The sequence below is a fragment of the Mycolicibacterium wolinskyi str. Jessa 2025 genome (genome assembly GCF_049241375.1).
GTDB lineage: Bacteria > Actinomycetota > Actinomycetes > Mycobacteriales > Mycobacteriaceae > Mycobacterium > Mycobacterium wolinskyi.
This window is the reverse complement of record NZ_CP185960.1, coordinates 89,165-108,584: the sequence shown is the minus strand read 5'-3', so window position 1 is coordinate 108,584 and position 19,420 is coordinate 89,165. Positions and strand designations below refer to the sequence as shown.

Genomic DNA, 19,420 nt, shown 5'->3' with positions numbered 1-19,420 from the left:
ACCTCCTGCCCGGGTGCCGATTCTCGCCAGGCGCGCCATTGCCATGCAAGGCGCCGCAAAGTACCGTACCTAAAGCGACTGACTGTCGCTTTTAATCTTCCCCCTCCGACCAGACGAGTGCGTAGTGAAAGACACCCTGGAAACCGCCATCCACACCCAAGAGCATCGCTGGAGCACGCGCCTCGTCCTCTGGGCGGCCGTGCTGACCCTGGCCAACGTCCTGGCCGATGTCGTCATCGGCTCGCCGATGATGGTGCTGCCCCAATTGCTCGACCACTTCGACACCGATCAGGCCGCGTGGCTGAATGCCAGCGCGATGCTGGCCGGAGCCATCTGGTCGCCGTTGCTCGCGAAGACTTCTGACATCTTCGGCAAACGCCGGATACTCGTCGCCACACTGCTTCTCGCGTGCGTTGGAGCGCTCGTCTGCCTTGTTGCGCCGAATGTCTGGATTTTCCTGGCGGGACGTTTTCTCCAGGGCGCCGCGTTCGCCGCCGTCTTCCTCACGGTGGCACTCACCCGCCAAATCTGCAGCCCCGCAGTGGCGATGGCGGTGGTCGGACTCCTGACGTCCGGCTCGTCGCTCGTCGGAATCCTCGAACCGTTCCTGATGAAACCGATCATCGACTCGTTCGGCTACCGGAGCGTGTTCGTCGCCGCAGCGCTGCTCGCCGCGGTTTCCGCGCTGTGCGTGCGCACCCTGATCCCCGAGTCTCCGGTCCGCGGTACCGGCCGGATCGACGTGATCGGCGCCTTCCTGCTTGGCGGCGGGCTCGGCGCGGTGCTCGCCTACATCACCCTCGGACGGGATTACGGCTGGTTGTCGAGTGCCATGCTCACACTTCTCGTGGCCGGCCTTGCCGCGCTGGCGGGTTGGACGTATCTCGCGCTGCGGGTCGACGAACCCGTCATCGACATCGGATCTCTCAGCCGACCGATTCTGTTGACGCTCTTGGCCTTGGGCCTCGCGGCGGGCGCCTTCCGGAGCATGCTCCAGCTGACGGCGATCATCGCCCAGGTGCCCGGCGACCTTGGCTTGGGATACGGCCTCGGCGATGGCGAGACGATCGCGATACTGCTCGCCACACCAAATCTCGGCATTGTCGTCGGCGGGGTGGGCGCCGGGTGGATCGCCGGGCGGACGGGCCCCGCGCTGCCGCTGCTCGGCGGCATTGTCATTGGGGCAGTGGCGACCTCGGCGATGGTGGCGGGCGTGTCAGTGCTCCCGCTCGCGATCGCGTGCGGCGCCATGTTGGGTATCGCCGCCGGCGCGATCGGCGCTTCCGGCTACAACCTGGCGGTCGGCGCCGAACCGCCCGAACGGCAGGGCACGGTCGCGGGCCTGGTGTCGGTCGTGCTCGCCCTCGGCTCGGTGGTCTTCAACGTGGCCGGCGGCGAAGTGCTCAAAGCCACGCAAATTCCCGGTATTTCTGCCGCAGGCGCTCCGGTGAGCACGGCGACCGGCGTGTATCTCTACGTCGCGGTGGCGGCGGCGTTCTTCATCCTCGCGACGGTGCCGGCGACCATGCTGGTGCGCAATCGCGTCTAGCTCCGGTCGGGCGACCAGTACTCCAGCATCTCGGCGAATGTGTCGAACGCGGGCTTGGACACGCCGTAGGCCGCCTCGAAGTGGATGCTCAGCGGGAAGCCCAAACCGGCGACGCCGTCGATCACGCGCTTGTACAGGTCGAGCATCAGCTTGCGCTTCTCGCCCGGTTCGAGTTCGGCCAGCCGGGTGACGAATTCCTGCTCGGCGGCGACGGCCTCGTTGCCCGGGTCCTGGATGAGCCAGTTGATGAGCCCGACCTTCGACTCCATCTTCGGGACGAATCCGAAGGACAGCAGGATCTCGGGGCGGTGGTCGGTGGTCTTGGCGAATTCCGTCAGAAAGCCCACGATCGCGTCGGAGTACAGCAGCTGCGTCATGCCGTACGTGGCGCCCTGGTCGCACTTGAAGTTGAACCGGCCCTGTTCGCCGTCGCGCGTGGGAATCAGGATCGCACCGCGGTTGGGTACCAAGTCCTCGTAGATCGACAGCGCGTCGGTGGGTGCGACGCCTTCGCCCTCGCCGTCCTTCATCGTCCGCGGCACGCCGACGAACGCGATGCCGTCGAAGCCCGCGCCGCTGAGGGCGGTCAGCCGCTGCCGCAGTGCCGTCTCATCCAGGAAGGACGTCACCTGGGTGCACAGCCCGCGCAGGCCGGGCATTTCGGGTTTGAGGATCGACCAGTAGTCGAGGACGTCCATCCTCGGCTTCATCTCGATCGGACGGTCGTCGTCCTCGTCGATCATCCCGGGGATCATCACGTAGCGGATCCGGCCCTCGATGCCCGCCTCGGCGGACAGTGCGAGAACCTTGTGGGCTTCGTCGACGGCGTACTGTGCGCCCCGTTCCAGGGTCGGTGGCACGAGTTCCAGCGCGATGGTGTTCAGGGGCACCTGCTTGCTCCACATCTCATGACGTACCAACACGGCGGTGCGGGCGACATTGCCCGTTGGGCCTGCGCCCACCATCCGCCGGACCAATCCACCCTACGGACCCACCCTGGCAGTGCGGTCAGCCACGTCCGGATAGCAGCCGTGGTAAACCTCCCCCATGGCTGAACGTGTCTCCTTCCCCAGCTCCACCGGCCCGATGCTGGCGGGGTCGATCGACCTGCCCGAGGGCCCGGTGCGGGGCTGGGGCGTGTTCTCGCACGGTTTCACGCTGGGCAAGAACTCGCCGGCGGCGTCGCGCATCTGCAAGCAATTGGCCAGTGACGGTATCGGGATGTTGCGGTTCGACGCGCTGGGCCTCGGGGAGTCGGAGGGCGACTGGGGCGACGGCTCGTTCACCCACAAGGTCGACGACATCATCGAGGCCTGCAAGTTCATGACCGAGCGCGGCACGCCCGCCGACATCCTGATCGGGCACTCGTTCGGCGGCGCCGCGGTCTTGGCCGCGGCCCGGCAGGCCCCCGGTGTGCGGGCCGTCGTGACCGTGGGCGCGCCGATCGACCCGGTGCACGTCGAGCACCAGTACGACGCGTGCCTTGAGCAAGTGTTCGCCGAGGGCAGCGGCGAGTGGATGGTCGGCGGGCGCACCCTGACGCTCAAACGGGCGTTCGTCGAGGATGTCCGCGCCGCGCATCTCCACGACAAGATCAAGGCCTTGAAGATGCCGCTGCTGATCCTGCACTCGCCGACCGACAACACCGTCGGCATCGAGAACGCGAGCGCGATCTTCCGCACCGCGCGCCACCCCCGCAGCTTCGTGTCGCTGGAGGGCTCCGAGCATCTGCTCACCGGGCCCGGGCAGGCGCACCGGGCCGGCCGCATCATCGGCGCCTGGGCCGACGCCTATCTCGGCGAGCGTTAGTCGCGCACCAGCGCATCGCGGCCGGCCTGGATCATCTCTTCTCTGGCGACCACCTTCACGCGTTCGCGGCCCTGCACCTCGCCCAACGACATCTCGTGTGAGTCGAGCCGTTCCCACTCCGCCCACGTCGTGTAGTCGACACCGTTGTCGGACAGGTGCGACAAAATCGCGTCGGGATCGCCCACCTCGGGCACCCGCAGGCCCGGCAGGTCGGTCAGCAGACTGTTGACGGTCTCGGCGGCGTCGGACTTGGTGTAGCCGATGAGCCCGATCGGACCGCGTTTGATCCAACCGGTGACGTAGGTGGCGTCGACAAGCCCACCGTCGATGTCGATCACGCGGCCCGCGTCGTGCGGCACCACACCGGCATGGTGGTCGAACGGCAGTTCGGCCAGGTGCGAGGACAGGTACCCCACCGCCCGGTACACCGCCTCCACCGGCCAGTCGGTGAATTCGCCTGTGCCGCGGACGTTTCCGTCACCCTTGAGCTCGGTCCGTTCGGTGCGCAGCCCCTCGACCCGGTCGGTGCCGAGCACCGCGACCGGCGCCTGGCACAAATGGATGTGGATACGGTGCGGTGCGCCCGTGGGTTCACGCTCGAGGTACTTCATCATGGTGTCCACGACGAGCTTGGTCGACTTGCTCGTGTTGATCGCCTGCTGGCTGGCCTCGTCGATCTCGAAGCCCTCGGGGTGCACGATCACGTCGACGCTCGGCGAGTGGGAGAGCTCGCGGAATTCCATGGGGCTGAACTTGATCTGAGCCGGACCGCGGCGCGCGAACACGTGCACATCGGTGGCCGCGTTGGCCGCAAGGCCCTGATAGACGTTGCCGGGGATCTCGGTGGTGAGCTGTTCGTCGGCCGGCTTGGCCAGCATCCTGGCGATGTCGAGTGCGACATTGCCCGCACCGAGCACCGCCACGTTCTTCGCGGTGAGCGGCCAGGTCCGCGGCACGTCGGGGTGACCGTCATACCAGGAGACGAAGTCGGCGGCGCCGTAGCTGCCGGGCAGTTCGATGCCGGGGATGTCGAGCGCGCGGTCTCCGCGGGCGCCCGTGGAGAAGATCACCGCGTCATAGTGGCGGCGCAGGTCTGCCAGCCGGATGTCGGTGCCATAGTGGACGTTGCCGATGAAGCGAATCTCGTCGCGGGAGAGCACCCGGCGCAGCGCCTTGATGATCTCCTTGATGCGCGGGTGGTCCGGGGCGACGCCGTAGCGGACCAGTCCGTACGGTGCGGGCAGACGGTCGAACACGTCGACGCGGGCGTGCTCGTACTCCTTGGTCAGGATGTCTGCGGCGTAGATGCCCGCCGGACCTGCACCGATAACCGCTACTCGAATATGCCTCATAACCGCCTCACGTAATTAGGTAAGGCAAGCCTAAATATGTTCGCCGATGCCGCAAGGTTTACCCGGGGAGATTCGCGTCACGCCGCCGTCATCGGATACGCGGGCCGTGCGATAACTTCGCTACATGTCTGACGCAGCCACCCAGATCGCGTTCGTACAGGCCACTTGGCACCGCAACATAGTCGACCGCGCCCGCGAGGGTTTCACCGATCAAATCCGCACCCTGGGCTTCGCCGAGGACGCGCTGGAGTTCTTCGAAGTCCCCGGGGCATTCGAAATCCCGCTCACGGCAAAGCGTCTCGCCAACACCGGACGCTACCGTGCCGTCGTCGCGTCAGCCCTCGTCGTCGACGGCGGCATTTACCGGCACGAGTTCGTGGCCACCGCGGTGATCGACGGGTTGATGCGGGTGCAACTCGACACCGACGTGCCGGTGTTCTCCGTGGTGCTGACGCCGCACCACTTCCACGAGCACGACGAGCATGTCGGCTATTTCACCGAGCACTTCGTCAAGAAGGGCGCCGAAGCCGCCAACGCCGTCGCCGCGACGCTCGATCTGCACGCGTCACTGGGTCACTGAGCCGACGGCCCGGCGCACGTGCCCGGCCATGAGGTCGTACATGCGGCGGGTGACGTCGGCGTTGTCGCTCATGATGTTGTAGCCGTGGTCGACCCCGCGGACCTCGTGGTACTCGGCCAAAGCGCCTGCGGCCTCCAGCTTCTCGGCATACCGCCGGGCCTCGTCGCGCAACCGGTCGTATTCAGCGGTGACGATCAGTGCGGGCGCGATGCCCTCGATGTCATCGGCGTTGGTTCCCCACGCGGGTGAGGCGAGGCGGTCGCGGCGCTGGGCCGGGTCGGGTATGTAGGCGGTGTCGAAGACTTCGCCCATCCACGGTTTGAGTACGGCCTTGGCGCCCAAGGCGGAATGTTTGTCCTTGGTTGCGGTCACCAGGTCCAGCGGCGGGTAGTGCAATACCTGCAGGCTGATCGCCGGGCCGCCGTTCTCCATCGCGAGCCGCGATGCGGCGGCCGACAAGCTGCCGCCGGCGCTCTGCCCACCGACACACAACCGGCTGCCGTCCCAGTCCCGCTCGGGCGCTGCCGCCCAGCAGACCACGTCGTAGATCTGCTCGACCGGGGCCGGGAACCGGCGACGGGGCGCCAGCACGTAATCGGGGTTCACCACAACGACATTGGCGTGCGCGGCAAGGTAGCGACACCACGGGTCGTCCTGTCCGGGATGGCCGACGACGAAGCCGCCGCCGTGCACGTTGACGTACACGCCGGGTTTCGTCTCACCCGGATCCGGGTGATAGATCGTGGCCGTGACGTCACCGTGACGGGTCGCGATGACGGCCGACGTTGTGCGCCCGGGGATTTCGGGAAATCGGACACCCGGCTTGGGTGCCGGGTTGACGGTGGCGGAAAACAGCCGCGCCCATGCGTCGGCGATCACTGGCTTGGAGAGGATGGACACAGGATTCGACGATACCGATCGCTCAGGCGCGCACACCGTGTTCGAACGTGCGGATGATGGTCGGCGCGACGACGTGGCGCGCCAGCTCGCCGGCGGCGGCATCCTGACATCCCTTGAGCACCAAGGCGAACAGCGTGTGCTCGATCCAGGTGGCACTGAGCTCGGAGGAGAACACGCCCTCGGCCTGGCCGCGTTTGATGAGGTCCATGAGCGGCGCATCGTCGGGATGGTCGTCAGGCGCAATGTTGCGCGGGGAACCCGAGCGTTCAGGACGGAACATTAACATGAATAGTGTTCATGATAGCCGTATGGAACGATGCATAGGTGGTCACCCGCAGCCCATTGCGTCGTCGACAGCCGGTACAGGAACGCAGCAAACGGCGCGTCGAACGGATTCGGGCCGCGGCGATGGAACTACTGGAGGCTGATGGCGCTGACGCCGTAACGACCCGCGCCATCGCCGAACGTGCCAATGTTCCGGTCGCCACGGTGTACCAGTTCTTTCCGAACCGTGACGCGATCCTGCAGGAGATCGTGCTCGACCATCTCGACCGCCGCGACGCCGACGGCGCCGCGGTTCTCGCCGCGCTCAACCCGCGCAGCCTGGGCGAGGTGATCCACGGGATCTTCGAGTTCCACTACGAGCATCTGCGGGCCCACCCGCATCTGGTCACACTGCATTACACGAGCCTCGCCCGGGGTCTGCTCGCCGATCCGCGGCTGCGCCGCGCCGAGTTCGCCGACGCCCTGCACGGCGCGCTGCTGCAGTGGGGGCTGCTGCGTCCCGGCACCGATCCGCTGGTCACCACCGTGGCCGTCGAGATGGGTGACCGCGTGCTCGAGCTCGCCTATCGGGCGGGCCCGGCCGGCGACCGCGCCGTACTCGCCGAGGGCGAACGTGCGCTGACCCAGTACCTGCAGACCTACGCCGCGACCACCTGACCGGTCGTGCGCTGCTTGGCCACGGCGAATCTCGCGACCGTGTTGACGAACGTCGCGAGGTCCTCGGCCCGGCCGACCGGCACCCCGGTGCCGATCACCCACGACCGACCGTGCCGCTCGAGCGCGAGCTCGTGCACCGGTTCACCGAAAAGCGTGCTGCGAATGCCGGGTGCGTCCGCGTCCTGCCAATCGCGCACGATGTGCACCTGCATGGGCCTGCCGTCGAGGTGGCGGATCCGCACTCCGCAGGCAGTTGTCGTGACGGCGATCGTGCCCGTCGGATAGTCCCCGCCGATGCCGACCTGGATGGCGTCGTCGAGCACCGGAACGGTCAACAGAAGCGTTCCGGCGCCGAGCTCGGCGAGGAGCTGATCGAGGTCGGCAGACAGCAGTGTGAGCGAGCGAGCGGGCATGTCACTAATGATTATCATTTTCATGTGCTCGCCGCACATGTGCCAGCTCAGCTCTCTCCGCTGCCACCCACTTCGGCAGGCAACGGCGGCGGCAGCGGTGTCGACGGAGTGGTGGTCTCCTCGGAGGCCGATGCGCCCGGCCCATGGAAGTCGACCATCGGTTCCTCGCGGATCACCCGCTCACCCGCGCTCAGGACCAGCGACTTCGCCGTGACGAGGTACTCGATGCCGGCGTTCTCGGCGAGGAACGAACCGTCGTCGGAGCGGGTTGCCGGGATGACGAGCCGCGCGCCGTCGCGCACGCGGACACCGCGGTACTCGTAGTCGCCACCCGACACCGTGCAGATCGCGACGCGCGACTGCTCGGTGCTGCCGAAGAGCACCGTCGCGTCCGCACTCTCGCAGCGCGCCGTGGAATCGATGTAGCCCTGGCCGTCGCTGGCGGGCGCGGCAACGGCCGTGGGTATCCCGGCAACCAGCAGGGCGAGACCCGTCGCCGCGGCGACGGCCGAAAGTCGCAGTGAGAACTTCGAATCCAACATCGGTTTCCACTGAACCACGGCTTTGCTGTTGACGGGGGCGTCAGCGCCGAGGCACTACCGAATCGTTAGCCGCCCGATACATACCGGGATCTACAACAGATTGCGCAGCTGCTCGATGAGCTTGACCCGGTCGGCCGGTGTCGCGCCGATCGGCACGACGTTGAGCGTCGTGACGCCGGATTCGCGGAAGGCGGCCAGCCGTTCCTTGACGAATCCCGCGCTGCCGATCAAGGAGACGTCGCGCACGAGCTCATCGGGCACGGCCTTGGCGGCGGCCTCCTTGTCGCCGGCCAGATACAGCTCCTGGATCCGGTCGGCCTGGGCGCCGTAGCCGTAACTCGTGGCCAGCGCGTGATAGAAGTTCTTGCCCTTGGCGCCCATGCCGCCGATGTAGAGCGCGAGATGCGGTTTGACGAACTCGCGCAGCGGCTCCACGTCGTCGCCGATCGCGAGCACCGGGCCGGCGTATACGTCGAGATCGCCCAATGCCGGATCTCGTTTGGCCCGGCCCGCTTTCAGCGCGTCACCCCACACGTCGTTCGCCTTCTCGGGCAGGTAGAAGATGGGCTGCCAGCCTTCGGCGATCTCGGCCGCGAGTTCGACGTTCTTGGGGCCGAGTGCCGCAAGCAGCACCGGAATGCGTTCGCGCACCGGCTTGTTGATGAGCTTGAGCGGTTTCCCGAGCCCCGTCCCCTGGTCTGCGGGCAGCGGGATCGTGTAGTGCTTGCCCTCGTATTGCAGGCGTTCGCGCCGCCACACCTGACGGCAGATGTCCACCACTTCGCGCGTCCGGGCGATCGGCGCGTCATATGGCACGCCGTGGAAGCCCTCGATGACCTGCGGGCCGGACGCCCCGAGCCCCAGGGTGAACCGGCCGTCGGAGACGTAGTCGAGGCCCGCGGCCGTCATCGCGGTCAGAGTGGGAGTGCGCGTGTAGAGCTGCAGGATTCCCGACGCCAACTGCACGCGTTCGGTGCTGGCCGCCAGATAGCCGAGTGCGCTCACGGCGTCGAACGAGTACGCCTCCGGCACGAAGACGATGTCGAGGCCGGCCCGCTCCAGGTCGGCGACCTCGGCGGCCACTTCCTTGAAACCGCCCGCATAGTTGATGCCCAAGCCGATCCGCATGCTCATCGCCCCTCGAGCGCTTCCTGCTGGATGCGCTCGAACTGCGCACCCATCGCCTCGGCCAGGGCCTGCGCACCCGACAGCGGCCGCACCATGACCATGAAGTCGTCGATCAGACCGTCGTCATCGGTGTGGATGAAGTCGCATCCGGTGATCCGCTTGCCCGCCACCGTGGTCTCGAAGACCAGTGCGTGGTCGCGGCTGTTCGCATCGCCGATCTCCCGGAGGTACTGGAAGTCCTCGAACACCCGCATGACGCCGCGCAGAATCGCTGCGGTGATGGGCTTGCCGACGTAGGGCTTGAACGCCACCGGGCTGGTGAACACGACGTCGTCGGCCAGCAACGCGGCGATCGCGGCCTCGTCGCGAGCCTCGACGGCCTGGCGGAAAGGATGCATCCGGCACCTCGCATAGTCACTTTGTTGAGTAGGTGCCGCTGACGCTAGGTCGCGCCGGGTTCGAAGTCCATATGCGATTAATCACTTTGTTGACTATTCACTTCGGTGTACGCTGCGCGCGTGGCGTTACGCGACGCGGTCCTGGCCGCCCTGTTGGAAGGTGAATCCTCCGGATACGACCTGGCCAAGAGCTTCGACGCGTCGGTGGCCAACTTCTGGACCGCGACGCCGCAACAGCTCTATCGCGAACTGGACCGCTTGGCCGCCGACGGCCTCATCCGGTCGCGCATCGTGCAGCAGGAGCGCAGGCCCAACAAGCGGATGTACTCGTTGACCGAGGCCGGCCATGATGCAATCCGCGCCTTCACCGCAAGGCCGCCCAAGCCCTCGACGATCCGCGACGAGCTGCTCATCAAGGTCAACGCCGTCGACGCGGGGGACGCCGCCGTCGTCGGGGAGTTGGTCGCCGATCAACTGCGTTGGGCCACCGAGAAACTCGCCCGCTATGAGCGCATGCGGGACCGGATGCTCGGCGGCCGCACGGAAGCCGAATACCTGCGCGACAGCGCGCGGGTGGGGCCGTACCTGACGTTGTTGCGCGGAATCTCGTTCGAGCAGGAGAACATTCGCTGGGCCGAGCACACCCTGTCGGTTCTCGAACACCGCTCGGCCGTTCGCGGCTAGGGCTCGAGGCTGCGCAGCGTCCGGCGCACGTAGTCGTCGAGCAGCGCATCGCGCGTCGGCCAGTCGTTGGTGGTTACCAGCAGCGCGTAGAACCCGAGCAGGAAGAACACCGCACTGTTCATCGCGTTGACGTCCGCGGCCACCTCGCCGCGTTCCTGAGCGAGCCCGATCTCGCGGGCGACCCCGACGATGATCGGGTGGTCCCGACCGTCCTCGGCGGGCCGGGTCTGGGAAAAGTGCAGCGCCAGAAAATCTTTGAACAACAAGTCGCCGAGCCGGCGTTCGAGGTTGATCACCAGGCGCATCGACTCACGCAGCGCCGAGGCCAGATCGTGCGGCTTGCGCAGATACTGCGCGAACTGCTTGGCGATGCGTTCCTCTTCGCGCTGTTCGAGTTCGAGCAGCACGTGCTCCTTGGTCGGGAAGTGGAAGAAGAACGTGCCATGGGCGACCCCGGCGGCGGCCACGATCGCGCCTACATCGGCATCGGCCATGCCGGCCCGTTTGAATTCTGCGATCGCTGCGCCCATGAGACGCTCCCGTGTCTGCAGGCGCTTGGTCTCCCGCGCCGACAGCCCGTCCGCCACCGCCATGTCCGTTCCTTCTCGTCGACCCGCTTCCGGCTCGACAGTATCCCGGCGACCGAATGCCGGTTACGCGGCCGCGTCGCGAAGGATTTCCTGCAGCCGTTCCAGCGGATCGCCCGTTTCGGGGTCGAGCCGGTTTTCCGACTGGTCCGGCGCTCCCCCACCCGACGTGGGCGGCGGCGCGACGGGGGCCGCGGCAGGCGGTGATTGCGGGGGCGGCGGAGGTATCGCACGGACCGCCTCGATCTTGCGGTCGAGCCGGGCGAGCGCGTCGGCGCGCACAGCCTGCCGCTGCGGGTCGGGGTCGCCGTTGCCGGCGAAGCACCCGTCCGGAGCCTGTTCGACGACGGCCTTGGCGGCGAGATAGCGGGCGGCCGCGGTCTCACTGTCGAAGACGCCTGCCGCACGGTCCCCGAGTGTTTCGCGGACGAGCACGAGATTCACCAGGACCGGACAGGATTGCGAAATGTCGGTACGGGCCAGCGCTTCCGAGAACTGCCGGTCGGCGTCCTCCAGCCGGTTCTCCAGAACCGCGCGGGCACCGTCGGCGTAGTACGCCCTGGCGGGCTCGACGACATTGAGCACCCGCAGCACGGCCACATCACCGGCCATCGCCCCGGCGTCGCGATCGGCGAAGTTCGAGACGGCGGACTGGCCCGCGACACCGACCGACACCAGCTTGAGCACCGCGATGACGAGTAGCAGCGCGACGGGTGCGGAGAACACCAACAGCTTGCGGCGCAGGGTCATGGCAGCGCCCCTACGTCGACGGGCCGGATGCGGCGAAACTCGCGCAACGTCAGGTACAGCTCGATCAGGATGAGGATCGCGGCCAGGCCGGCGAAGATCCAGTAGAGCTCCAGGCGCGCGGCCACCGTCGTCGCATCGGCCGCCCGGGTCGTGCCCTCGTCGTCCGGAAGCACCTCGGCGAGCGGCGCGGTGTCGCTGCGCAACACGTACGGCACCCCGATCTGGTCGGCGACGCCACGTAACGCGGCGACCTCGGTACGGCCGTAGTTCAGCACCGCGCCACCGTCGACTGCATTCTCCTGCAGCTCGAATCGCCGTTGTGGCGCTTCGGATCCCACCGCGCCGGCGCCGAGGTAGAACACGAGGTTCTGTGCGCGCGGGAACTGCTGCCTGGCGCTGATGAGCTGATAGCGCAGCACGGTGCCCGCCGCACCGACATTCGTGAGTTCGTCGGGCGCGGCCTCCGGCGTCATCGCGGCGAGCAGCGGCCGAAGACTCCAGGTGTCGGCGGACAGTGGCCAATCCACCGAGGGCCGTGACGTGAATCCGAGAACCGAGAACCGCGCGTCGGGGTAGCGGTCGATCAGCGCGGCGATGTCGTCGTGCGCGGCCGCCATGCGCGTTCGCCCGTCGACGTCGCGCACCGACATGTCCGCCGACCGGTCCAGTACCACAAAGACATTCGGCTCCCGGTCACCGGCAGCCCGGGCCGCCGCCTGCTCATCGCTGCCGATCGTCGGACGGGCCGCGGCCAGCAGCAACAACAGTCCGGCCGCGGTCATCCCGGCCCAGCGCCACATCACCGTGCGGGTGCGTTCGCTGTCGGGTCGCCGACGCAGCACCACGACTCGGGCGACGACCACGAGCACCGCCACCGCCGCGAGCAGCAGCGGAGGGAGTACGGGTTGTAGGGTCACCGGCGCACCACCACCACCGGCCACAGCGACAGGGCGACCACTGCCAGCATAGCCACCACGATCCCGACATCGGGTGTTTCGACGGACCGGGTGGCGTTGTCCCCACTCGACGCCGCACTCGGCGGGTGGTCTCTGATGTCGTCGAGCTGCCCATCGACCGTCGCACCGGCCTCAACGGACCGTCCACCGGTGCTACGCGCGAGCTCGTCGAGTGGTCCCCCACCAGTGTCGGTGGCGAGCACGTTGACCTGGACTCCCGCGGCGGCGGCCATCCCGCGGACGCGTTCGTCGGTGAACAACTGCGCTCCGCCCGGCCCCGGAAGCGATTGCGGGCCGACATAGATCAGCGACCGGCGCTGCGGGGTCTTCTCGTCGAACGTCGGGAAACCGGTCAGGCACAGTGCAAGAACGTCTTCGACATTCTCGGCGTAGTCGACGTAGGACACCGGCGCGACGAACGGCTCACCGTCCTGCTGTTCGACCGGCTGCGCGTACGCACCGAATTGACTTGCGGCGTACTGGTAATCGCGGGTCAGTGGAATGACCCGCCGATTTGCCGAGGTGAGCCCGATCCGCTCGGTGCCGAACGAGGTGACGCGCTGGGCGAAGTAACGCATCGTCGCCGCGACCGCGGGTTCGGATACCGGCGCGCCGACACACACCATGATGTCCTCGGGCGCAAGGGCTTCGCTGGTCTGCTTGGTCGACGGCAGGCCCATCGGGCGGGCTGTGACGAGAACGGCTGCCGCGAACGCCGTGACGAGCAACGCGATCGACACGCAGGCGGTGATCGTGCGCACACGCACGGCGCGTAGGTATTCCGGCAATCGTGTCAGGCGCCGGGTGTTGGCCAGCGGGCGCAGCCGTTGACGGTCGACGGGGTGCGGCCACAGGAGCGCGTGAACCACGCAGCCGGCCAGCGCCACGCAACCGACGATGACCACGATCCACCAGATCAGCTCCATGCGCGGATCAGCTCCTCGGCAGATTCGCTTGCCACGCCCACGTCGACCGTCGAACGATCGTTGAACTGCACGTCGGTCAACTCCGACAGAATCGGCGCGGCCGGGGCGAGCGTGCTCGCCGCGATGTCGTCGACCTGCATGTACTGCGCGCGAATTCCCGTCGTCGCGTGCAGGAACTTCCGCAACTCCCGGCTCAGCGCAGCGCCGGCAGGTCCAGCAGCCAGATCTCCTGCACGATAACGGTTTCCGATCGACCGGACGGCACGCGTGGCTCGGCGCTTGATCAGCTCCTCGCGGGCAGCTCCAAGGATCGGCAGATCACGCAGCTGCTGATCGGAGGACGTCAGAACGAACACCGCTGTGTACCAGACGATCAGCACCACGATCAGCGCCCCGGCGAGCCACCACCAGGACGACGAGTACGGAGACGGGCCGATCACGTACCGCAACAAGTCATCCGGCACGAGCGTACACCCCCGTCATCGCGGTCAGGGCCGCCCGGATCCGCTGGCTGCTGCCGATCCGGGCGTGCGGGATGCGATGCGTCGTCAGGAACTCCGAAAGCTGTTCTCGCCGCGCCTCTTCAGCACGTTGATACGCGTCGATCACGTGCCTGTCCAGTTTGTCGAGCACGAAGCTGCCGTCGGCGACATCGAACGCGCGTCCGTCGTCATCGGTGCCTGCCACCGCGGACGCGTCGGCGACCATGGTCCACAACACGTCGTGGCGCGCGGTCAGGGAGCGCAGGACGTCGGCCAGCCGATCGCTGACCTCGGGTTCGTCGGACACGACGAACACGAGCAGCGGGTGCCGGTAGTGCCGGGCCACCCACTGCAGTTGCACGAGGATGTCGCTCGGGCCGGGTTCGGTCGTCGCGTGGTGGTGGAACCGATGCAGCATGCTCTCGATGTGGGTCTCGCCGCGACGCAGCCGGATGTCGACACAGCCGCGACGGTCGCCCAGCACCATGCCGATCTCGTCGGAACGGGGAAGGGTGATGAGACCGATCGCGCCGATGATGTTCTCTGCGACATCCCTTTTCGGCTCACCCGACGGCGCCAGCGCCGACGTGTTGCGTCCCGCGTCGGCCACCACGAGGATTTTGTGGTGTTTCTCGGAGACGAACCGTTTGATCAGAGTGTGGCCCGAGCGCGCCGACGCCTTCCAGTCGATGTCGCGGACGTCGTCTCCGGGGACATAGGGACGTAGTTCGTCGAATTCGAGGCTGCGCGTGTGGATCAGCGCGTAGCGGCCGCCTTCGAGCAGGCCGCCGGCGTCGCGGCCGAAATACGCCTTGGCAGAGTCGAGATGCTTGCCCACGGTGGTCCCACCGACCTCACGGGACGGGAACCGCGCGCAGCACCGCGTCGACGACGACGTCGGGGGTGACCCTTGCGCTGGCGGCCTCGAAGCCCAGGATCAAGCGATGCCGCAAAACGCGATGGGCAAGCCGGGCGATGTCATCGGGCACGACGTGACCGCGGCCCCGCAGCACCGCCAGCGCCCGGGCGGTTCGGCAGAACGCGATCGTGGCACGCGGGCTGGCCCCGTATTCGATGAGCCGGGCGAGGTTGGCGGGCAGGTGCTTGTCGGGTTCCCGCGTGACGCCCACCAGACGGCTCGCGTATTCGATCAACGCACGGTCGAGGTGTACGGACCGGACGATGTCCTGGACGCGGCGCACATCGTCGATGCTGACGACGGGTGCGGCGCGGTGCGCCCGGTCGTACAGTCCGGCGTCCATCCGCTCGATGATCTCGACCTCGTCGTCGGTCGACGGGTAGTGCACGAGTTCCTTGAGCATGAACCGGTCGGTCTGGGCCTCCGACAGCGGATACGTGCCTTCCTGATCGACCGGGTTCTGCGTCGCCATCACCAGGAACGGTTCGGGAATCGGATATTCGACGCCCGCGATCGTGGTCTGGCGTTCCTCCATCGCCTCGAGCATCGCGCTCTGGGTCTTGGCGCTCGAGCGGTTGATCTCGTCGAGCAGCACGATGTTGGCGTGCACCGGGCCGAGCTGCGTGGCGAACGAGTTGGTGGCGGCCTCGTAGATCTGCGTGCCGATGATGTCGCTCGGCAACAGGTCGGGCGTGCACTGGATGCGGCGAAAGCTGCCGTCGATGGATTCGGCCACGACGCGCGCGGCCGTGGTCTTGGCCAATCCCGGGACGCTTTCGACCAGCAGATGGCCGCCGGCGAGCAGCGCGACGAGCATCGATTCCCGCAGATGGTTCTGCCCCACGACCTTGGCCGAGAACGCCGACGCGACCGCGCCGACGATGTGCTGGGCTTCGGCCACGTCACGCTGGTCAAACTGCAATCGCGGTGCTGTCATGGGTCCTTCCGATACGGCTCCTCCCCTGCCGTATGTACCCAGGCTTTGCCAATGTCATGCACGAGGTGGCGTTTACGCCTGCGACAACGCCTCCGACGACATCACCGGGATGTGCGGTGCACCGGGCTGCAGCCAGGTGGCGACGTTGCGCACGTAGTCCTTGAAGACCGCCAGCGGATAGGGATCCTCCTTGATCTGCGTGCCCGGCAGTTCGGTGACGAAGGACGGCGCGCCGCGATCGGTGTCCCAGTTGTAATCGGCGAAGTGGTGAAACGTCGATTCGGCGAGTGCGCGGCCCATCGGGCGACCGTCCGCGGTGACTTCGCCGTCGAGCAGCACGGCGAGATTGAAACGCCGTCCGGTCGCCTTGCTGCGTCCTTGCGCCAGGACCGACGTGAACGAACCTGTCGGTGACACCAGCCCCTCGTGCGGGTGAGCCGGAAACCACTCGATCCGCCCGCTCGCGGTCTTGTCCGTGCGCAGAAGTTCGTGCACCGGACCGTCGGTCAGCACCGGCTGGTAGTCGCCGTTCGCGCCGGAGTGATAGTTGGGCCATGAGATGTCCGGGTTGTCCGGGTCGTCGCACATCGTCGCCGGGTCGATGCTCTTGTCGTGGAACTCGTTGACGACGCCGAGCGATCCGAGGCAGTTCAGGCAACATCCCAGATCTTGGTGATCGCGAGCGGTGAGAACTCCGCCGCCGTTCTCCCGGAATCGGAGGATCGCGGCCGCCTCGGTGGCGGTCAGACCGTCGCCGACGTCGACGCACATGAGCCACAGCTGATCGAATCCCAGTTCATCGACGCGGCTGAGCACCGGGTCGTCGGCGTTGTCGACGCGGTTGCGCGCGACCACCTGATGCCCGGCCGCCGTCAACTCCTCGGCCAGCAGCGAGAACCGGCTGACATCCCAGTCGTTGGGAGTCTCCGCAATCGTGGTCTGCAGCAGTATCTTCGACATCGGGGTTACCTTTCGTGTCCGTCGAACCAAGACTGGCCGTTGTGCGGCCGGACCGGACCCTTGGAAATCCGTGGTCAACAGTCCGTAGTGGAACGACGCGGCCCCGCGGTCGGTTCACCGGGTCAGTCGGTCTGCAGGGTCAGCACACTGATGTCGGGTGGCGCGCCGACGCGCACGGGCGGACCCCAAAAACCCGCGCCGCGAGAGACGTACAACTGCGTGTCGCCGAAATTGGACAACCCGGCGAGCGACGGTTGCACGGCCTGCACCACATAGTGGAACGGCCACATCTGCCCGCCGTGCGTGTGTCCCGACAGCTGCAGGTCCACCCCGCGGTCGGCCGCCTCGGCCACCTGGACCGGCTGGTGCGCGAGCAACACCGTCGGCCGCGCCCGATCCGTACCGTCCAGCGCGCGGTCGAAGTCCGGGGGCTCGGCGATGGACTCACCGGCGACGTCATTGACCCCGACCAGATCGAACCCGGCACTCCCGCGCCGAATCAGCGTGTTCTCGTTGCGCAACGTGTGGATACCCAGCCGGTCCAACTCGCGAAGCCATGCGGTCGTGCCGTCGACGAAGTACTCGTGATTGCCCGTCACGAAGAAGGTTCCGTCACGAGAAACCATATCCCGCAACGGTTCTGCGGCCGCCCCGAGTTCCTCGACCGTGCCGTCCACGAGGTCGCCCACGATCGCGACGAGGTCCGGTGCGGTCTCGTTTATCATCTCGACGATCCGCTCGGTGTGCGCACGCCCCGCCAACGGACCGAGGTGAATATCCGACACCACGGCGATCCGAAACCCGTTGAACGCCGGATCGAGTCGGCGTAGCCGCACCGGCACACGCAGCAGATCCGGTGGCCCGAGCGCGCTGGCCATGCCTGCCCCGACCAAACCGGCCGACGCCACACCCGCGGCCACGGCGCTCGCACGGGCCAGGAACAGCCGCCGGTTGACGGCCGGCTGTGGGTCCTCGACGGCGGGTGGTTCGGGCGCACGCCGCACCCAGCCGCGCAGCGCCAGCCGAACCGGCTCCAACACGAGCAAGGTGAGGAACAGGTAGACCGCCAGGGCGAACCAGACATAGCCGGGCCACGCGAACCACGCCGACTCGGTCAGCCCGATGACCCGCGGCAGGATCAGCGTCGCGAACAACAGCACGGCGAGCGCGAGAAGGATCGTGGTGAGCAGCCACCGCGTGCGACCCGGCGACGTCGTGTTCTTGATGACGCGGACCCAGATGTAGAAGTGCATCAGCCCGAGAATCGTGGCGAGAACGACGATGAACATGCACTTCCTCTGCGGGTCGGATGTTCATCAGCTTATTTCGCCACCAAACTAGGGCTTGAGCATGATCTTGACCGCGCCGTCCTCCTTCTTCTGGAAGATCTCGTAGGCGTGCGGGGCTTTGTCGAGGCTCAGGACGTGGGTGGCGAATGTGTCGACGCCGAGCGGGTCGTCGTCGGTGAGGAGCGGCATGATGTCGTCGGCCCACTTCTTGACGTTGGCCTGGCCCATCCGCAGCTGGATCTGCTTGTCGAACAACGTCATCATCGGCATCGGGTCCGCCATGCCGCCGTAGACACCGATCAACGACACGGTGCCGCCGCGGCGCACGATGTCGATCGCCGAGTAGAGCGCATCGAGCCGGTCGACCCCCGCCTTCTGCATCATGGGTTTCGCGATCGCGTCAGGTAGCAACGCGGTCACCTTGTGCATCATCGACGCGACGGGTGAACCGTGCGCCTCCATGCCGACGGCGTCGATCACCGAGTCGGTTCCCCGCCCCTCGGTCATGTCGCGGATCACGTCGCCCAGCGGAACGCCGAGCGAGCGCAGATCGACGGTACGAATCCCGCGGGACTTCGCCCGTTCCAAGCGTTCCGGCACTAGATCGGCTGCGATGACGTCGTAGCCGAGGTGCTGGGCGATCCGGGCCGACATGTCACCGATGGCCCCCAGCCCCAGGACCGTCACCGAACCGCCCTTCGGGATCTCGGCGTACGCGACGGCCTGCCACGCCGTCGGCAAGACGTCCGACAAGTAGACGAACCGGGAGTCCGGCGGCCCTTCGGGGACCTTGATGTGGGTGAACTGGGCCTGCGGCACGCGCAGGTACTGGGCCTGTCCGCCGGGGACCTGACCGTACAGCTCGGAATAGCCGAACAGTGCGGCCCCCATGCCCTGGTCGCGCACCTGCGTCGTCTCGCACTGCGTGTAGAGCTGCTGGTCGCACATGAAGCAGTGCCCACACGAGATCTGAAACGGGATCACCACGCGGTCACCGACGGCGAGCCCGTCGACTTCGGAACCCACCTCGCGCACGATGCCCATCGGTTCGTGGCCAAGGATGTCGCCCTCGTGCATGAAGGCCCCCAGCACCTCGTACAGGTGCAGATCGGATCCGCAGATGTTGGTCGACGTCACCTCGATGATGGCGTCCGTGGGTTCCTGGATCTCGGGATCCGGCACGGTATCCACCCGCACATCGCGGCGCCCATGCCAGGTAACAGCTTTCACAGCAAGACTCCCATCGCCGATGTTGCGGTGTGGCTACCCCGGCGGCCGTTCCCCAAACACCTGGCCCGGGCATACTGCTGTCATGCG

Annotated in this window: 23 protein-coding genes; 5 read left to right on the top strand and 18 right to left on the bottom strand. The window is 67.1% G+C overall.

Annotation, left to right across the window (positions count from 1 at the left end; genetic code table 11):
• The first annotated feature begins 124 nt into the window (after positions 1-124).
• On the top strand, positions 125-1,549 hold the full coding sequence (locus tag ACOI2T_RS00580; protein WP_409504052.1) for an MFS transporter: 1,425 nt from the start codon (positions 125-127) through the stop codon (positions 1,547-1,549).
• On the opposite strand, the gene ACOI2T_RS00575 is transcribed toward ACOI2T_RS00580, so the two are convergent.
• On the bottom strand, positions 1,546-2,454 hold the full coding sequence (locus ACOI2T_RS00575) for a mycobacterial-type methylenetetrahydrofolate reductase (RefSeq protein ID WP_110775083.1): 909 nt from the start codon (positions 2,452-2,454) through the stop codon (positions 1,546-1,548). The two genes, ACOI2T_RS00580 and ACOI2T_RS00575, sit on opposite strands and share 4 nt — an antisense overlap.
• Before the next feature lie 142 nt (positions 2,455-2,596).
• Between ACOI2T_RS00575 and ACOI2T_RS00570 the strand changes: the two genes are divergently transcribed.
• Positions 2,597-3,358, top strand: coding sequence for an alpha/beta hydrolase family protein (locus ACOI2T_RS00570; RefSeq protein ID WP_409504051.1), 762 nt, complete (start codon positions 2,597-2,599; stop codon positions 3,356-3,358).
• Here the strand turns inward: ACOI2T_RS00570 and ACOI2T_RS00565 are convergent.
• The gene (locus tag ACOI2T_RS00565) at positions 3,355-4,710 is read right to left on the bottom strand and encodes an FAD-dependent oxidoreductase (RefSeq protein WP_409504050.1); all 1,356 of its coding nucleotides are present in this window, start codon (positions 4,708-4,710) and stop codon (positions 3,355-3,357) included. The two genes, ACOI2T_RS00570 and ACOI2T_RS00565, sit on opposite strands and share 4 nt — an antisense overlap.
• A 124-nt stretch (positions 4,711-4,834) precedes the next feature.
• Between ACOI2T_RS00565 and ACOI2T_RS00560 the strand changes: the two genes are divergently transcribed.
• Positions 4,835-5,290, top strand: a complete 456-nt coding sequence (locus tag ACOI2T_RS00560) for a 6,7-dimethyl-8-ribityllumazine synthase (protein ID WP_067853695.1) — start codon at positions 4,835-4,837, stop codon at positions 5,288-5,290.
• Here ACOI2T_RS00560 and ACOI2T_RS00555 read toward each other — a convergent pair.
• Complete coding sequence (locus tag ACOI2T_RS00555) at positions 5,276-6,166, bottom strand: alpha/beta hydrolase (protein WP_409504225.1); 891 nt, start codon at positions 6,164-6,166, stop codon at positions 5,276-5,278. The two genes, ACOI2T_RS00560 and ACOI2T_RS00555, sit on opposite strands and share 15 nt — an antisense overlap.
• Positions 6,167-6,212: 46 nt before the next feature.
• Entirely contained in the window at positions 6,213-6,470 is a 258-nt protein-coding gene (locus ACOI2T_RS00550; protein WP_409504049.1) for a hypothetical protein, read from the bottom strand.
• A 44-nt stretch (positions 6,471-6,514) separates the two neighbouring features.
• Between ACOI2T_RS00550 and ACOI2T_RS00545 the strand changes: the two genes are divergently transcribed.
• Positions 6,515-7,132 (top strand): TetR/AcrR family transcriptional regulator, encoded by a 618-nt coding sequence (locus ACOI2T_RS00545; protein ID WP_409504048.1) that lies wholly within the window; start codon positions 6,515-6,517, stop codon positions 7,130-7,132.
• On the opposite strand, the gene ACOI2T_RS00540 is transcribed toward ACOI2T_RS00545, so the two are convergent.
• From ACOI2T_RS00540 to ACOI2T_RS00525, 4 genes are all read right to left on the bottom strand, one after another.
• The gene (locus ACOI2T_RS00540; RefSeq protein ID WP_085144710.1) at positions 7,114-7,545 is read right to left on the bottom strand and encodes a hypothetical protein; all 432 of its coding nucleotides are present in this window, start codon (positions 7,543-7,545) and stop codon (positions 7,114-7,116) included. The genes ACOI2T_RS00545 and ACOI2T_RS00540 overlap by 19 nt on opposite strands.
• A gap of 47 nt (positions 7,546-7,592) precedes the next feature.
• Complete coding sequence (locus ACOI2T_RS00535; RefSeq protein ID WP_067853909.1) at positions 7,593-8,087, bottom strand: hypothetical protein; 495 nt, start codon at positions 8,085-8,087, stop codon at positions 7,593-7,595.
• 90 nt (positions 8,088-8,177) lie between these two features.
• Positions 8,178-9,215, bottom strand: a complete 1,038-nt coding sequence (locus ACOI2T_RS00530; RefSeq protein ID WP_085144818.1) for an LLM class F420-dependent oxidoreductase — start codon at positions 9,213-9,215, stop codon at positions 8,178-8,180.
• A 2-nt stretch (positions 9,216-9,217) separates the two neighbouring features.
• Positions 9,218-9,613, bottom strand: coding sequence for a nuclear transport factor 2 family protein (locus tag ACOI2T_RS00525; RefSeq protein ID WP_085144711.1), 396 nt, complete (start codon positions 9,611-9,613; stop codon positions 9,218-9,220).
• A 120-nt stretch (positions 9,614-9,733) separates the two neighbouring features.
• On the opposite strand from ACOI2T_RS00525, the gene ACOI2T_RS00520 reads away from it, so the two are divergent.
• Positions 9,734-10,297, top strand: coding sequence for a PadR family transcriptional regulator (locus ACOI2T_RS00520; protein ID WP_085144712.1), 564 nt, complete (start codon positions 9,734-9,736; stop codon positions 10,295-10,297).
• Here the strand turns inward: ACOI2T_RS00520 and ACOI2T_RS00515 are convergent.
• From ACOI2T_RS00515 to ACOI2T_RS00470, 10 genes are all read right to left on the bottom strand, one after another.
• A complete protein-coding gene (locus ACOI2T_RS00515; RefSeq protein ID WP_067853678.1) occupies positions 10,294-10,890 on the bottom strand; it encodes a TetR family transcriptional regulator in 597 nt (198 codons plus the stop codon). The two genes, ACOI2T_RS00520 and ACOI2T_RS00515, sit on opposite strands and share 4 nt — an antisense overlap.
• 60 nt (positions 10,891-10,950) lie before the next feature.
• On the bottom strand, positions 10,951-11,634 hold the full coding sequence (locus ACOI2T_RS00510) for a hypothetical protein (protein WP_409504047.1): 684 nt from the start codon (positions 11,632-11,634) through the stop codon (positions 10,951-10,953).
• A complete protein-coding gene (locus ACOI2T_RS00505) occupies positions 11,631-12,551 on the bottom strand; it encodes a vWA domain-containing protein (RefSeq protein ID WP_409504046.1) in 921 nt (306 codons plus the stop codon). Before ACOI2T_RS00505 ends, ACOI2T_RS00510 begins: the two co-directional genes overlap by 4 nt.
• The gene (locus tag ACOI2T_RS00500; RefSeq protein WP_409504045.1) at positions 12,548-13,516 is read right to left on the bottom strand and encodes a hypothetical protein; all 969 of its coding nucleotides are present in this window, start codon (positions 13,514-13,516) and stop codon (positions 12,548-12,550) included. Before ACOI2T_RS00500 ends, ACOI2T_RS00505 begins: the two co-directional genes overlap by 4 nt.
• Positions 13,507-13,980 (bottom strand): hypothetical protein, encoded by a 474-nt coding sequence (locus ACOI2T_RS00495; protein WP_409504044.1) that lies wholly within the window; start codon positions 13,978-13,980, stop codon positions 13,507-13,509. Before ACOI2T_RS00495 ends, ACOI2T_RS00500 begins: the two co-directional genes overlap by 10 nt.
• A complete protein-coding gene (locus ACOI2T_RS00490) occupies positions 13,970-14,836 on the bottom strand; it encodes a DUF58 domain-containing protein (RefSeq protein ID WP_409504043.1) in 867 nt (288 codons plus the stop codon). Before ACOI2T_RS00490 ends, ACOI2T_RS00495 begins: the two co-directional genes overlap by 11 nt.
• Positions 14,837-14,852: 16 nt before the next feature.
• Complete coding sequence (locus ACOI2T_RS00485) at positions 14,853-15,854, bottom strand: AAA family ATPase (RefSeq protein WP_085144716.1); 1,002 nt, start codon at positions 15,852-15,854, stop codon at positions 14,853-14,855.
• A gap of 72 nt (positions 15,855-15,926) precedes the next feature.
• Positions 15,927-16,814, bottom strand: a complete 888-nt coding sequence (locus tag ACOI2T_RS00480) for a hypothetical protein (RefSeq protein WP_409504042.1) — start codon at positions 16,812-16,814, stop codon at positions 15,927-15,929.
• Positions 16,815-16,936: 122 nt separating this feature from the next.
• A complete protein-coding gene (locus ACOI2T_RS00475; protein WP_409504041.1) occupies positions 16,937-18,103 on the bottom strand; it encodes a metallophosphoesterase in 1,167 nt (388 codons plus the stop codon).
• 48 nt (positions 18,104-18,151) lie between these two features.
• A complete protein-coding gene (locus tag ACOI2T_RS00470) occupies positions 18,152-19,333 on the bottom strand; it encodes a zinc-dependent alcohol dehydrogenase (protein ID WP_409504040.1) in 1,182 nt (393 codons plus the stop codon).
• Between the last annotated feature and the right edge of the window lie 87 nt (positions 19,334-19,420).

What these genes read in the sequence shown, in the direction of transcription:
- ACOI2T_RS00500 (WP_409504045.1), bottom strand. Translation starts at nt 13,516, where the DNA reads ATGGAGCTGATCTGGTGGATCGTGGTCATCGTCGGTTGCGTGGCGCTG.
- ACOI2T_RS00515 (WP_067853678.1), bottom strand. Translation starts at nt 10,890, where the DNA reads ATGGCGGTGGCGGACGGGCTGTCGGCGCGGGAGACCAAGCGCCTGCAG.
- ACOI2T_RS00535 (WP_067853909.1), bottom strand. Translation starts at nt 8,087, where the DNA reads ATGTTGGATTCGAAGTTCTCACTGCGACTTTCGGCCGTCGCCGCGGCG.
- ACOI2T_RS00575 (WP_110775083.1), bottom strand. Translation starts at nt 2,454, where the DNA reads ATGTGGAGCAAGCAGGTGCCCCTGAACACCATCGCGCTGGAACTCGTG.
- ACOI2T_RS00530 (WP_085144818.1), bottom strand. Translation starts at nt 9,215, where the DNA reads ATGCGGATCGGCTTGGGCATCAACTATGCGGGCGGTTTCAAGGAAGTG.
- ACOI2T_RS00480 (WP_409504042.1), bottom strand. Translation starts at nt 16,814, where the DNA reads ATGTCGAAGATACTGCTGCAGACCACGATTGCGGAGACTCCCAACGAC.
- ACOI2T_RS00560 (WP_067853695.1), top strand. Translation starts at nt 4,835, where the DNA reads ATGTCTGACGCAGCCACCCAGATCGCGTTCGTACAGGCCACTTGGCAC.
- ACOI2T_RS00565 (WP_409504050.1), bottom strand. Translation starts at nt 4,710, where the DNA reads ATGAGGCATATTCGAGTAGCGGTTATCGGTGCAGGTCCGGCGGGCATC.
- ACOI2T_RS00570 (WP_409504051.1), top strand. Translation starts at nt 2,597, where the DNA reads ATGGCTGAACGTGTCTCCTTCCCCAGCTCCACCGGCCCGATGCTGGCG.
- ACOI2T_RS00485 (WP_085144716.1), bottom strand. Translation starts at nt 15,854, where the DNA reads ATGACAGCACCGCGATTGCAGTTTGACCAGCGTGACGTGGCCGAAGCC.
- ACOI2T_RS00550 (WP_409504049.1), bottom strand. Translation starts at nt 6,470, where the DNA reads ATGTTCCGTCCTGAACGCTCGGGTTCCCCGCGCAACATTGCGCCTGAC.
- ACOI2T_RS00525 (WP_085144711.1), bottom strand. Translation starts at nt 9,613, where the DNA reads ATGCATCCTTTCCGCCAGGCCGTCGAGGCTCGCGACGAGGCCGCGATC.
- ACOI2T_RS00475 (WP_409504041.1), bottom strand. Translation starts at nt 18,103, where the DNA reads ATGTTCATCGTCGTTCTCGCCACGATTCTCGGGCTGATGCACTTCTAC.
- ACOI2T_RS00510 (WP_409504047.1), bottom strand. Translation starts at nt 11,634, where the DNA reads ATGACCCTGCGCCGCAAGCTGTTGGTGTTCTCCGCACCCGTCGCGCTG.
- ACOI2T_RS00540 (WP_085144710.1), bottom strand. Translation starts at nt 7,545, where the DNA reads ATGCCCGCTCGCTCGCTCACACTGCTGTCTGCCGACCTCGATCAGCTC.